At 36.3% G+C, this 13679-nt stretch carries 12 protein-coding genes and 1 pseudogene; 3 read left to right on the top strand and 10 right to left on the bottom strand.

Annotation, left to right across the window (positions count from 1 at the left end; all coding sequences use genetic code 11):
- Positions 1–7: 7 nt before the first annotated feature.
- The 3 genes from AC6F34_RS14400 to sppA all read right to left on the bottom strand — a co-directional run bounded on the left by AC6F34_RS14400 (position 8) and on the right by sppA (position 2308).
- The gene (locus tag AC6F34_RS14400; protein WP_500773320.1) at positions 8–697 is read right to left on the bottom strand and encodes a DUF2953 domain-containing protein; all 690 of its coding nucleotides are present in this window, start codon (positions 695–697) and stop codon (positions 8–10) included.
- A 94-nt stretch (positions 698–791) separates the two neighbouring features.
- On the bottom strand, positions 792–1241 hold the full coding sequence (locus AC6F34_RS14395) for an RDD family protein (protein WP_500773554.1): 450 nt from the start codon (positions 1239–1241) through the stop codon (positions 792–794).
- 62 nt (positions 1242–1303) lie between these two features.
- Positions 1304–2308 (bottom strand): signal peptide peptidase SppA, encoded by a 1005-nt coding sequence (sppA, locus tag AC6F34_RS14390; protein WP_500773318.1) that lies wholly within the window; start codon positions 2306–2308, stop codon positions 1304–1306.
- 191 nt (positions 2309–2499) lie between these two features.
- Here sppA and AC6F34_RS14385 point away from each other — a divergent pair, with 191 nt between their 5' ends.
- A complete protein-coding gene (locus tag AC6F34_RS14385; protein ID WP_500773316.1) occupies positions 2500–3297 on the top strand; it encodes an NAD kinase in 798 nt (265 codons plus the stop codon).
- Positions 3298–4134: 837 nt separating this feature from the next.
- Positions 4135–4281 (top strand): hypothetical protein, encoded by a 147-nt coding sequence (locus tag AC6F34_RS14380; RefSeq protein WP_500773566.1) that lies wholly within the window; start codon positions 4135–4137, stop codon positions 4279–4281.
- A 15-nt stretch (positions 4282–4296) separates the two neighbouring features.
- On the opposite strand, the pseudogene AC6F34_RS14375 reads toward AC6F34_RS14380, so the two are convergent.
- Positions 4297–4368, bottom strand: a pseudogene (locus AC6F34_RS14375) (hypothetical protein); the annotation flags it as partial.
- A gap of 179 nt (positions 4369–4547) precedes the next feature.
- Here AC6F34_RS14375 and AC6F34_RS14370 point away from each other — a divergent pair.
- A complete protein-coding gene (locus tag AC6F34_RS14370; RefSeq protein WP_500773314.1) occupies positions 4548–5639 on the top strand; it encodes a CotH kinase family protein in 1092 nt (363 codons plus the stop codon).
- A 368-nt stretch (positions 5640–6007) separates the two neighbouring features.
- Here AC6F34_RS14370 and rarD read toward each other — a convergent pair whose 3' ends face one another.
- The 6 genes from rarD to AC6F34_RS14340 all read right to left on the bottom strand — a co-directional run bounded on the left by rarD (position 6008) and on the right by AC6F34_RS14340 (position 13331).
- Positions 6008–6934: an EamA family transporter RarD gene (rarD, locus tag AC6F34_RS14365; RefSeq protein WP_500773312.1), complete on the bottom strand. Its 927-nt coding sequence runs from the start codon at positions 6932–6934 to the stop codon at positions 6008–6010.
- Between the two features lie 53 nt (positions 6935–6987).
- On the bottom strand, positions 6988–8583 hold the full coding sequence (locus AC6F34_RS14360) for an amidohydrolase (RefSeq protein ID WP_500773310.1): 1596 nt from the start codon (positions 8581–8583) through the stop codon (positions 6988–6990).
- A gap of 350 nt (positions 8584–8933) precedes the next feature.
- Positions 8934–10511: an acyl-CoA synthetase MbcS gene (gene mbcS, locus AC6F34_RS14355; protein ID WP_500773308.1), complete on the bottom strand. Its 1578-nt coding sequence runs from the start codon at positions 10509–10511 to the stop codon at positions 8934–8936.
- A 147-nt stretch (positions 10512–10658) separates the two neighbouring features.
- The gene (locus AC6F34_RS14350) at positions 10659–10859 is read right to left on the bottom strand and encodes an alpha/beta-type small acid-soluble spore protein (protein ID WP_500773307.1); all 201 of its coding nucleotides are present in this window, start codon (positions 10857–10859) and stop codon (positions 10659–10661) included.
- 118 nt (positions 10860–10977) lie between these two features.
- Complete coding sequence (thiI, locus tag AC6F34_RS14345; RefSeq protein WP_500773552.1) at positions 10978–12186, bottom strand: tRNA uracil 4-sulfurtransferase ThiI; 1209 nt, start codon at positions 12184–12186, stop codon at positions 10978–10980.
- A complete protein-coding gene (locus AC6F34_RS14340) occupies positions 12186–13331 on the bottom strand; it encodes a cysteine desulfurase family protein (protein ID WP_500773305.1) in 1146 nt (381 codons plus the stop codon). Before AC6F34_RS14340 ends, thiI begins: the two co-directional genes overlap by 1 nt.
- Positions 13332–13679 lie beyond the last annotated feature (348 nt).

Raw genomic sequence — 13679 nt, 5'->3', positions numbered from 1 at the left:
CCTGTAATCATATATTTTTTGAGTTAGTATCTACTGAATTTTGAACGATTTCTGATTTAAATTCAGAAAAACTTCCTTTAAAATTTTTCATCAGTTTTAACGCTGCCAACATAGCATGCCCGATTCTAAATTCAAACATACATGAAATTGAAGTCTGTGATACAACCGCTTGAAAGTGAGGAGTAATGGTAATATTCGGCTTAACTTTAAGCTGTGAAAAATGACTCATTACACCAATAAAAGAGCCTTTAATTGACCAAAGAGCACCCGTTAACGCCCCAGTTAATGACGCATCTCCCACCCCAATCATCGAATCCCATTGCAATTGTGTAACCTTCACTTTTCTTAAAAAATCACGCACAATCTTATATAAAGAAACAACATGTGTAACAAGCTTTTCTGTACTTTCAATACTCTTTAACATATCTTGCGGAGTAATCTTATTCGTCTTCGCTTCGTTATCAAGTGTAGACTTTTCCTCCATAACAATACTCGGAGATTCTTCATCTAACTTGATCAAGGGAATATCAAGCTTATATTTAATCATGCCTCTCCATAGGCGAAACTCTAAATGGGCATCATTATGGTCTTTGAAATGATGTAATTTAAAAACAACCGTTAACTTTGAAATCGTAAGGATGACTAAAAACAAAAGAAGTAATACGAGGAGCAGTATTACGATGAAAAGCCACTTCATATTGATGCACCTTCACACGTTTTTATTCGAAGTATGTTCTATTTCATACAAAAATAAACCTACTAGCATATGCTAGTAGGTTTATTCGACTACATTAATTTTCATGTACGACAGTTGTATCAGCAAACAAGTCATGAAGTCCTTGTTTCATTGGGAGAAAAGCTACAATAATATAGAGAATGATGATTGTTCCTGAAATAAAACGACCAATCCATTCCCGGAAAATGACCGTGCCCCATGTTAACTTTTCTTCGTTAAATGAGATGACTTTTAACCCAAATAACATCTTTCCAAGAGTTTGACCTAATAACTTTGTCATGAAGACAAAATAACTATAGAACACGATGGCCGTAATAATTGCAATAGGTGAGAAGACGTTTGTTTCGATTACAGATATACCTAGTGCTCGAAAGATTGGATAGACAATCAAACCACTAATGCTATTGATCACAATCAAATCTAAGATAAATGCCCAAAATCTCATCCAAAAGCCCGCATATCGAGGTTCTACTAATAAGCGCTCTTGACGCGCATTCGATTGCATTTGGCCGTCCTCATGGGAGATTCCAACTTGCTCATAATCATTAGTTGTCATTCAATCTCCCCCTATTCTGTATATAAATACATAAGTCTTGGGGAATAATTTTGCCCAAGTAACTGAACAAGCCCAGCCATCTCTAAATCAGATGTGAAGTATTTTTTTGCACTCATGCCTAATAATGACGGGAATCCGTAACTTTCAGCATATTTTACTACTTGAGCGGATTCAATTCCTTGTTCCTCTTTTACAAGAGAAATAACCTGTTCTAAATGACCTAACCCGTCAATTAACCCTAAGTCTAATGCTTGACGTCCATCATAAATCCGACCGTCTGCAAGCTCTCTCACTCTTGTTTCAGACATCTCTCTCCCATTAGCAATGACTTGTACAAAGCCTTCATAAGAGGAATCAATCATTTCTTGTAAGATCGCTCTTTCTTCTGCTGTCATATCACGTGATTGACTCATGATATCTTTGTATTCTCCACTTTTGATTGTCACGAATTCTACACCATACTTCTCAAGTAAGCCACTAATATTGATTCCTTGCATAATTACCCCTAATGAGCCTGTCAATGTATCAGGGTTCGCATAAATCTTTGTTGCTGGAGCCGCAATATAATAGCCGCCAGATGCAGCCATTGATCCCATTGATATGTAAACTGGCTTTTCTGCTTCATCTTGAATCTGTACAATTTTATCATGAATCTCGGCACTTTCTACGACTCCACCGCCCGGTGTATTCACTCGGATAATGACAGCTTTAACATTTGGATCATCTTTTACAAAATCTAAATTTTTCATAAAAGATTGATGATTATATCCTCCACCTGAGAGGAATCCGGCCTGTCCAGAATCCTGAATTGCACCATTTATTTCTAATACAGCTACTTTATTAAAAGCACTTCCTTCTTCAATAACCTCTTCTGTAAAAGGTGCAGATGTACCTAAAGTGTCTGAGAATATAGATTCCACGTCATTAAATGCAAAAATAGAAAGAAAACTCATCGCTGTTGAAGCGGCAAACAAAAATGCAGCTATACCTAAAGCTGCCCAACGCTTTCCTGTCATGTAAATCCTCCTTAAATTCGTCACAAGCTGATTGGACGAGAACTTTAAAACAATTCAAAAAACAGGTACAATGTAGGTGATTCTAGCTTAATCTATAAGTAACTGCCTAGTTTGAACTCAATGCCCATTATAGCAAAATATGTAGATTTTAGAAACTAATGTGAATACTATTGATCATTGGAGGGATAAAGATGGTTAGAAGAAATCTTTACTATTATCATAAACAAGATGAAGCAACATTAAAAATGGTGCAGCCATTATACGAATTAGCAGAGAAAAATAATCTCACCATTGTACAAAGTGCTAAAGATGCCAATGTCATTGTATCGATCGGGGGAGATGGAACATTTCTTCAAGCTGTACGTCAAACTGGTTTTAGAACAGATTGCCTTTATGCCGGAATTGCTCTTTCTGGTTCTCTTAGCTTTTACTGCGATTTTCATATTAATGATATCGAAAAAATGGTACAAGCCTCACGCACAGATAATATTGAGGTACGACGCTACCCTGTTGCTGAAGTAACAGTTGATAATGGAACTTCCTTCTATTGCTTGAATGAATTTAGCATTCGTTCTGCCATTATTAAAACCTTTGCAATGGACGTCTTAATTGATGACTTGCATTTTGAAACGTTTAGAGGCGACGGAATGATCGTATCTACTCCAACTGGAAGTACAGCCTATAATAAGTCTGGTTCAGGAGCTGTTGTTGATCCTTTATTGCCTTGCTTGCAAGTAACTGAGCTTGCTTCTTTAAATAACAATAGATATCGTACACTAGGATCTTCTTTTCTCTTAAGCGGAGACAGAACATTAACATTGAATGTCCTTCAAGATGGAAATGATCACCCAACAATGGCAATGGATAATGAGGCGCTTAGCATACAAAACGTTAAAACCGTTGACATTAAACTTAGCGACAAACGTATTAAAACCGTTAAGCTAAAAGACAATTCTTTTTGGGAAAAAGTAAGAAGAACCTTCCTTTAAACTGCAATGGTGTAAGGAGTGTTCTTAAAAATATAATTTATAATTCCTTATGCAGCTAAGAGGGAAGATTAGTGGAAAAAAGAAGGATTCTAGGGGTATTAATGAAAATATACTGAAGAGGACATATGTCCTTTGAGTTATAGACAAAGTCGATTTCCGACTTTGTCTACATGTTTTTTAAGGGGAATTATTAAACCACTCAGACTGTCTTGAAAACGCCTGTCAGACTAGGCTTGCAGTCAAGTGAAGACCCCTATTAACGATAGGGGACAATTGGACGATATGTATTTCTTATAAATGAATTACTACAACACAGCTAATGGAAAGTCGCTACTGTTATTTTTTATAATCAACCTTTTATTATTGGCGATATAGAATTTCAAGTAAGGGTATATGTAGAATCATTTTGTATTCGCCATTCGATAAGAATAAATTTTAGATGTATGAAGAAGTGCTTTCGTAAATGTTCTGAATTTTTAAGATGTAATTTAAAAACCATTAGTTTCAAACTGAATTCCCTATCTAACTATACGAGTAAAAGCCTTCTATATCCTGTTAAGAATCTTTTCGAGTGACAAAATTAGGTGCGATTTATGCTCCTTTAAAATTATTAGTTGCATAACTTTTTTTCTGCCATAACAATTTATACTAAATGAAATTCGACTTCATTTTGGACAACATAAAAAGATCTAGTTAAATAAAGACATGAAATGGGATTCATTCCATGTCTTCAAGTGTTAGAGTTTAAAATCTTCTAAAGCCACATCTTTTACGATTTCCAAACATTAAATCATCCCAGAATCCACAACGTCGACGATGACAACGGCTTGTACGACGATGGCAACGGCTTGTACGACGATGGCTTGTGCGACGATGACAACGGCTTGTACGACGATGGCTTGTGCGACGATGGCAACGGCTTGTACGACGATGGCTTGTGCGACGGCGGCTTGTGCGGCGGTGACTTCTAGAGTGGCAACTTGATGGACTCTGGAACATGAAGTCATTTAAACCCATTGAATTAGCACTTTCTACAGCTCTTCTTATTTCATGATTGTGAAAATTCGACATACTCATACCCTCCATTTCATAGTTATTGAAACGAAACATATAAATTAAATATGTTCCTCTTCCTTGTATATATTATGAAGCTTGTACGTAATTGGTTTAGACAATTACCACGAACCAACAAAAACCAGACAACCCTTTTTTGCATATGAGTATAGGATAAAGAAAGGGGAAGGATATCTGTGGATCATGCTATGAAACTACCTGAATATAAGTTTTTTATTCATCCTTTGGATTTAACTGAGCTACGCAGGGATATTTGGTGTGATGATCCAATTACTGCAAAGTTAACCGTAAACAGAAAAAAGTATGACATCAATCTTGCTTACCGTGGCTCTCATATTCGGGATTTTAGCAAAAAGTCGTATCATATAGCTTTTCACAAATCAAATACTTTTCGAAGCGCAAAGGAATGGCATTTAAACGCAGAGTTTAAGGATCCATCATTCATAAGAAATAAATTATCATTAGACTTTTTCAAGGAAATTGGATGTTTATCCCCACAATCACGGTTTGTTTTCCTAATGATAAATGGGAAAAATGAGGGCCTTTATCTAGAATTAGAATCCGTTGATGAGTATTTTTTAGAGAATCAAAAACTGCCAAAAGGAGCTATATTTTATGCTGTGGATGGTGACGCAAATTTCTCGTTAATGAGTGAAATTGATCATGATATAAAGAAATCACTAGAGTTTGGATATGAGAGAAAATGTGGGACAGCTCAGGATGAGAAAGCTTTACATGATTTAATCATAAAAATCAATACGATCCCAAGAGTAGACTTTGAAAAGGAGATTGTAAAATATATAAACGTTGAAAAGTATCTTTGCTGGCTCGCAGGGATTATTTTCACGCAGAATTACGATGGATTCGTTCATAATTATGCGTTATATCGGAATGGTGAAACGGGACTTTTTGAAGTCATTCCCTGGGATTATGACGCTACGTGGGGAAGGGATATAAATGGAGAAGCCATGGAAGAATCTTATGTGAGAATTGAGGGCTATAACACATTAACGGCACGGATTCTTGATGTAAAAACATTTCGAAGCCAATACAAAAAACGATTAGAAGATATCTTAAGTAACCAGTTTACCATAGAATATTTGAAGCCTAAAATCCAGGAAAATTTTGATCTCATAAGACCCTATGTGCTAAAAGATCCCTATGTAAAGGAACAAATCCACATATTTGATAAAGAACCGGATTTTATCCTCCAATATATTGAACAGAGGGCAAAGTTTATAAGTAACCAATTATCTAAATTGGATTAATTATATAATAGGGTACAACCCACTATAGAGTGAAATAAGAAAACAAGCCTGGACTAGATAATGCTGCAGACATTGGATCAGCAAAGGAATGACAATAAAGAATGGTCTCTTCAAATGGATTCCTATATTAAGGACCATCCTATTTTTTTATTCATTTTTATAACTGAAATAGTTCGTTCAATGTACTATTAAGAAATTTTAAAGAGCCTTATTACGTATTGAAAATATAATAAGGCTCTTGGTTATAGTAGTGAGATCAAATATCTTTATTATCACTTTACAAATGGACTGTCAAAAATGACAGTCCATTGAGAATTTAGACAAACAACGACGCTTGTGAGCTTTTATCTACATACTGTTTTCTTTTATTACAACTCCATTTGCTTTGTTCTTTTCTTTTCCCACTGATTATATAATTTCGTTTTTGAAATCGAATAGATTGTTAACGCAGTCCATATAAACAGAAATGACAATAAATGTATTGTAGAAAAAGTTTCATTATAAACAAATATTCCTAAAATCAAAGTAAGTGTAGGTGCGATATATTGAAGAAATCCTAACATTGATAATGGAATCTTTTGCGCTCCTTTTGCAAAATATAGCAATGGAATTGCTGTAGCTGCTCCTGCACCGACTAGCAATAAATCTGTTGTTATCGATTGTGTAAACATAGAGTGCTTGCCTTGAGCAACTAAAAAAACAATATACCCAAATGCAAACGGGGTTACAACCAATGTCTCTAATGTCAACCCAACAGTTGCATCCACATGAAGCATCTTCTTCACTAATCCATAAAAACCAAAGGAAAAGGCTAAGACGAAAGATACCCATGGAAACTGACCATACGAAATTGTTAAAATTAATACACCAACTAAGGCTAAACCAAACGAGAGAATTTGTGCCTTTGAAAGCTTCTCCTTAAATACAATCACACCTAGTAAAACACTAACTAAAGGGTTGATATAATACCCCAAACTCGTCTCTATCATGCGACCAGAATTAACTGCCCATATATAAAAATACCAATTGCAGCTGATAAGAAGCGCCGCAAGAACCAATGCTGATGTTTGTCTTGTATTCGATTTAATTCCTTTTATGGTCTGAATCAGCATTTCCCATTTTCCGGTGAGAACAAGAATAACCAACATAAAGACCAAACTCCAAGCAATTCGATTCGCTAATACTTCATCAGATCCAACATCAGAAAGCAGTTTCCAGTAAATCGGCAACAATCCCCATAATACATAGGAAAAACCTGCATATATTGCTCCCAATTTCACATCTTTATTTTCCATTTTCTAGCCCTCAATTCATACAAACTACACAATGAGTGTTTTTTTAAAAATACCTATCGAGAAAAGACTACCTTTTCATCAATGATTGTCTTTGCAACTTTAAGGGCAGCAATATCGTCCACATTCAGTTCAAAAATATCATCCTCAAACACTGTGAAATCTGCCAAGTATCCAGGCGCGATTTGACCACGGTCTTCTTCATGATTCGCTGCAAATGCACTTCCTTTAGTAAAAAGAGAAACCGCCTCATACACAGTTAACTTCTCATTTGACTGATATACAGTACCATCAAATTTTGGCTCAGTCTTTCTTGTTACGGCTGCGTGAATACCAAGCATTGGATTTAACGGTTCAATTGGTGCATCTGAGCCTCCAGAACATACAATGCCTTCATCTAACAAAGTTTTCCACGCATAACAATAGGTCATGTGCTCTTCTCCAATACGATCTATTACCCACGGAAAATCAGAAGCGACAAATCTAGGCTGTATATCAATGATTGCAGGCAATTTCTTTACACGCTCAATTAATTCCTTTCTCAAGATCTGTCCATGAATGAATCGATCTCTTCCTTCTCCAATTAGAGGATACTTCTCTACTGCATTTAACACCATTTCAAACGCCAAGTCACCGATCGTATGAACAGCAACTGGAAAAGCTGATTCCCTAGCCTTCCTTACTAATTCATCCAACTGATCTTGTGTAAAAATGGCGACACCGTTTGTTGTTGGATCATCAGCATAAGGATGGCTTAATAAAGCCGTTCGTCCACCCAATGCTCCGTCAGCAAATATTTTCATTGCTCCGTATTCAATCCATTCACTCCCTGCTAAAAATGTTCCATTGGTTTTTAAGAAATCATCCATCACCTCATGGTGAACCAATAAATGTGCTCTAAATCGAAGTTTCTCCTCTTCAATGGTTTCTTTGAATATATCGATCGTCTCATGAAAACCGTTATAATAATTTAAATCTTCAGTATGACCACCTGTTAGTCCCAATGAATAAGCGTCAAGAATTGCTGCTTTCATCGCTCTTCTCAAAAAGCTTTTTTGAACAGAAGGAACAACAGTAGTTAATATTTCCTGTGCCTGATCCTTCAAAATGCCATTCAATTCGCCATCATGATTCTTCTCAATCACTCCACCAGGTGGACAAATCGTTTCTTTAGTTATATTGGCTAAAGCAAGTGCGATGGAATTTGCAACAAGCGCATGTCTACATACGCGCTTTAAAAGAACAGGATGATTCTTTACAACCGCATCTATATCTTGTGCTGTTATTGGAACAGGATCTTCCCAAAGATTTTCATTCCATCCTTCTCCGATTACCCATTCATCCTTTTCTAATCGCTCGGCGTATTCCTTGACTGCTAGCAGAACCTCACGCTTAGAAGTAAAGTGGCTTAAATCTAATCTTATTAACCGCTCTCCATGACCAATTAAATGCATGTGACTATCTACAAACCCTGGCAACATTGTTTTCCCTTGCAAATTTTGGATATCAGTAATAGACGATTTATATCTTGAATTCAATTCTTCATATGTACCAGTATCGACAATTCTACCTTCATCTGTGAAAATAGCCTCTACTATTTCCCCTTCTTTTTTTAAGGTATAGATATTCCCTCCATGCCATAAAGTTCCCATTTCCCTAATTCCCTTCTCAGTCATTTTTGCAAATATTATAACAGTAAACATGTTACTGCAAAAGAATTGTGAACTAAATTTCGTTATTTTTAAGATTTATTTAACGATTCTTCTTTTAATCATGTACTTTAACAACTTTAATGGAAGTACACCACTTCCTGTAGAAATTTTAGATTTGCTGTTCTGATCGGAAATTGCAGCCTTACCTTCATAGCGAAGGATTAGGTGTCTATCCTGCTCAATATTCAGGTTCTTTGATTGATCTTTAAAATTAATTCACCATTTTTAAATTTTATACATAAAAACACTCACTAGGAGGTTTTAAGATCTCTAGCGAGTGCTTTAATTACCTATATTTTTACTTCTTCTAGCTTCCTCAGTTCTTTTCTCATTATTTTACCTGAGGTAGTTTTTGGTAAATCGTCGATAAACTCTATCTTCCTCGGATATTTATAAGGAGCGGTTAATGCTTTCACATGTTCCTGAAGTTCTTTAATAAGTTCTTCATTCTGTTTAAGCTCATCATCTTTCAACACTACAAATGCTTTGACAATCTGTCCCCGTATTTCATCTGGTGTTCCGACTACTGCGCACTCCCTTACCGCTGGATGTTTGATCAGAGCGTCCTCAATTTCAAACGGACCGATTGTATAACCAGAGCTTATAATAATATCATCGCTTCTTCCTTCAAACCAGAAATACCCATCCTTATCCCTTCTTGCACGGTCACCTGTAATATAATAGTCTCCTCTAAATTGCATCGAAGTCCGTTCTGGATCTTTATAATAATGTTTAAATAGTGCTGGAGTTTTAATATGAACAGCAATATCTCCAACTACCTCATCATCACAAGGCAAACCATTCTCATCTATGATTTCAACTCTATTTCCAGGTGTCGGTTTCCCCATTGATCCAGGGCGTACATCCATTTCCTTAGTAATTCCTACAAGCAAGGTGTTTTCTGTTTGCCCGTATCCATCACGGACAGTCACATTGAAGAAATGCTGAAACGTCTCGATCACTTCACGATTTAATGGCTCACCAGCTGAAACTGCACTATGTAAATGCTTTAATGAATATTGCTGAATTCCATCTACTTTTGCCATTAATCGATATTCTGTAGGTGTACAGCATAATACATTTATTTGATATTTATCTAGTAATTCAAAGTATTTCTCCGGATCAAATTTCCCATTATAAACAAAGCCCGTTGCCCCAGACCCCAATACAGAAAGGAATGGACTCCATACCCACTTTTGCCACCCAGGACCAGCCGTTGCCCACACAACATCCTCTTCTCCAATACATAGCCAATTTGTAGCTGCTGTACGTAAATGCGCATACGCCCATGCATGAGTATGAACGACTCCTTTAGGATTACCTGTCGTTCCAGATGTATAAGATAAAAATGCCATATCCCTTCCATTTGTCTCCACAATGCCTAATTGATCACTCGCTTGACCCTTCTCATCCTCTAAATGAATCCAGCCTCTCTCAGTCTTTCCAACTGAAAACTTTATCATGTCATTCATTTCATCAATACCGTCAAACTGATCCACATAAGGATAATAACAAACGACAGCTTTTACTTCACCATGATTGATCCGATATTGAATATCTTTCGTCCGAAGCATCTCAGAACTAGGTATTACTGTAATGCCTAGCTTTAGTGCTGCTAAGTAAACTTCATATGCTTCGATTAATCGAGGCACGATCACAAGAACAACATCACCCTTTGTTAACCCAGCCTGAACGAAAACATTCCCAATTTGGTTTGCATTCTTCATAAGTTCGGCATATGTAATTTGCTTTTGCTCACCCTTTTCGTTCTCCCAAATTAAAGCTATCTTCTCTTCGTTACCAACATATTTTTCTACTTCTGAGACTAGATTGTATGTTTCTGGTGCAAGTAAATCTTTCCTTTGCATCATATCCCCTCCCTCTTTTCATTATCATCTAAAATTATCAAAAAAGTCAAAATATTTACAAAGACAGCATTTTACTCGTGGGAGGGGAATTAACAAATTAAAAGGAAGTAGGGACACCCCTACTTCCTGTAGCCATATTATTTATAATTATTTTTGGTATCCACCTAATTGTTGTTCAGCCATTTGAACTAAACGCTTAGTGATTTCGCCACCTACTGAACCGTTTGCACGAGAAGTTGTTTCTGCACCAAGGTTCACACCAAATTCAGTAGCGATTTCATATTTCATTTGATCAAGAGCTTGTTGTACACCAGGAACTACAAGTTGATTTGAGCTGTTGTTTGCCATGTGATATCACCTCCTTGTGAGTATAGATTGTGTAATATCACATGGCCGTATTCTAATAATTCTTTGGTAATTGTTTCTTGTCAGCTTCTACGGAAACATACTTGATACATCTCATTGCTTAAAATAGATCCTCGATCTGTTCATCTACTTTTTGTTTGTTTGGTTTGATTAGTACCGTTTCTGAGTTTTCTATCGCCGCTGTGATAAGCGGAGCAAAATCAACATAGCTTTCAAAATGTTCGACTTTTTCAAGCTTAGGTTTTGTCTTTGGAGAGGCAGGAACAAAGACCGTACAACAATCTTCATATGGTCGATTCGAGATATCGATTGTGTCAATTTTATGAGAGATCGCAATAATCTCTTCTTTATCCATCGTAATTAATGGCCTTAAAATTGGCGTTGACGTAACATCATTAATCGCATTCATGCTTTCTAACGTTTGGCTCGCCACTTGACCTAGACTTTCCCCAGTAATAATAGCAAGTCCTTCATGTTTTTTTCGAATTGCGTCTGTAATCGTAAGCATTAGCCTTCTTGTTGTTGTCATTGAGTAGTTTTCTGGAATCTGCTTTTGAATCAGTTGTTGTATTTCTGTAAAAGGAACGATATGGAGTACCATTGCTCCAGAAATTTTCGAAAGCTTTTCAGTTAGATCTACTACCTTCTGCTTGGAACGCTCACTTGTGAATGGAGGGCTGTAAAAATGTACCGCTTGGACTTCAATCCCACGTTTCATTGATAAATATCCAGCTACTGGGCTATCAATCCCGCCTGAGAGCATTAACATCGCTCGACCACTTGACCCTAAAGGCAACCCTGCTGCACCTTTAATGTTTTCACTAGAGAAATACACGCCTTCTTTTCGTACTTCTACTTGCAAATTAATTTCTGGTTTTTTCACATCTACTTTTATATTTTCTATATTCGTTAAAATATGTGCACCGAATAATTGATTTAATTCATTTGTATCAAGTTCAAAAGTCTTATCTGCACGTTTTGCTGTGATTTTGAAAGTACTGCCATCTTTTGCTTGCTTCTTAACAAGTGCTAATGCTGTTGCCTTCATCTCATCTAAATCTTGATTTGTTCGGACAGCTAAGCTAAATGACTGAATCCCAAAGACTGCCTTTAACATCTCAGCGGCAGATTCTCCATCTTCGCCGTTTAAAAGTACATACATGCGATCTCTCTGCGCCTCTACTTTTATGTTTTCGAAATCACGCAAAACTCTTTTTACATTCTTCTTTAATTTTTCAACAAACTTATTTCGGTTTCTACCTTTTGTAGAAATTTCTCCATAGCGAATTAATATACGATCGTATTGAATCATTTTTTTATTACCCTTCCTACTGTTTTAATTGATTGATGCAATGCAGCAATCAACGCTTTTACATCGGTCATTGTGTTTTCGTATGAAAAACTTACTCTGATTGCACTTTGGGCCAGCTCATCTTGAACCTTCATCGCAGCAAGAGTCCCACTTGCTTTTTTTTGTTTAGATGAACAAGCACTTGTTGTTGAAGTAAAAATATTGCTTTCCTCAAGGGCATGAACAAGTGTTTCTCCTCTTATTCCCACTACAGAAAAGTTCACGATATGTGGAGCAGAATTCTGTCGTGAAGTATGAACAATAATTCCTTCAATCTTTGCTATTTCAGAGACTAAGTGCTCTTTCATCTCGACTAATAATGGCACCCCTCTTTCCATTTTATCAATTGTTAATCGCAATGCTTTTGCCATTGCTACAATCCCACCTGTATTCTCTGTTCCACTTCGAATCTTCTGCTCTTGGCTTCCACCCGAAAATAAAGAATGAATCTGTATTCCAGCGCGTATATACAATGCGCCATTTCCTTTAAGCCCATGAAACTTATGAGCTGAAATGGTACATAAATCAATTTGTGCTCTCTTAAGATCTAGGGGAACCTTGCCTACGCCCTGTACATAATCAACATGAAAGAATGCGTTTGAACTGTTTTTTATTATTTGACCTAACTCTTCAATTGGCTGAATAGCTCCAACTTCATTATTCACATGCATGATCGAGACTAAAGTTGTATCATCCGTTAAAGCCTCCTCGAGGTCATTTACAGAGACTCGTCCATTCGAATCAACAGGTAAATAAGTAATCGTAAACCCTTCCTCTTTTAATTGATCCATTGCAAGGCGTACAGAAGGGTGCTCAATTGATGTTGTAATAAGATGGTTCCCTCTATTTTTATATTGCCTTGCGATTCCTTTAATGGCTAAGTTATTTCCTTCTGTTCCACCTGAAGTAAAATAAATTTCATCACGCTTCACATGGAGGAAAGTAGCAATTTGTTCTCTGGCTTGAGATACAAGCTTTTCCGCTTTGGCACCTAATTGATGCAGCGAAGATGGATTACCAAAAAAATCACTATTTACCTTTATATATGATTGCAGTACTTCTTCATACGGTTTCGTAGTCGCACTATTATCTAAATATATCATTATTCGACACCATCCTTATGCAAATCTAAATGTATCATAAATTGTTTAAAAATTGAATGGAGTGATTTTCTTTTTATTAAATAGACAATATGATGTTCACAGTGTATATTTGGTTTACCCAAAAAAGACAGTGTGGAAATATTTACACCCCTAAGGAAATGTCGAAAATGGTTTAATTAAGAATAATATTGGTAAATTATTTAAGATGAAATGAATAAATCCTCGCAATATCTACTTACAAATTTAAGAAATCTAAATTGAGATACTAATTCTAAAATAATCAATATTTGAACTTTAAATTTATTCGACAAATTTCTCACAATCCATGTTACTATGTTAGTCGTTCAG

It is taken from the genome of Niallia sp. CD-39, from assembly GCF_059874745.1.
The sequence above is the reverse complement of the archived record's forward strand: the minus strand, read 5'-3'. Positions and strand labels throughout refer to the sequence as shown.

Bases quoted from the DNA above. Each gene is read 5' to 3' on its own strand.
- AC6F34_RS14340 (WP_500773305.1), bottom strand. From the start codon at position 13,331: ATGATATATTTAGATAATAGTGCGACTACGAAACCGTATGAAGAAGTA.
- AC6F34_RS14395 (WP_500773554.1), bottom strand. From the start codon at position 1,241: ATGCAATCGAATGCGCGTCAAGAGCGCTTATTAGTAGAACCTCGATAT.
- mbcS (WP_500773308.1), bottom strand. From the start codon at position 10,511: ATGCAAAGGAAAGATTTACTTGCACCAGAAACATACAATCTAGTCTCA.
- AC6F34_RS14350 (WP_500773307.1), bottom strand. From the start codon at position 10,859: ATGGCAAACAACAGCTCAAATCAACTTGTAGTTCCTGGTGTACAACAA.
- AC6F34_RS14400 (WP_500773320.1), bottom strand. From the start codon at position 697: ATGAAGTGGCTTTTCATCGTAATACTGCTCCTCGTATTACTTCTTTTG.
- AC6F34_RS14385 (WP_500773316.1), top strand. From the start codon at position 2,500: ATGGTTAGAAGAAATCTTTACTATTATCATAAACAAGATGAAGCAACA.
- AC6F34_RS14380 (WP_500773566.1), top strand. From the start codon at position 4,135: ATGGCAACGGCTTGTACGACGATGGCTTGTGCGACGATGACAACGGCT.
- AC6F34_RS14360 (WP_500773310.1), bottom strand. From the start codon at position 8,583: ATGGGAACTTTATGGCATGGAGGGAATATCTATACCTTAAAAAAAGAA.
- rarD (WP_500773312.1), bottom strand. From the start codon at position 6,934: ATGGAAAATAAAGATGTGAAATTGGGAGCAATATATGCAGGTTTTTCC.
- sppA (WP_500773318.1), bottom strand. From the start codon at position 2,308: ATGACAGGAAAGCGTTGGGCAGCTTTAGGTATAGCTGCATTTTTGTTT.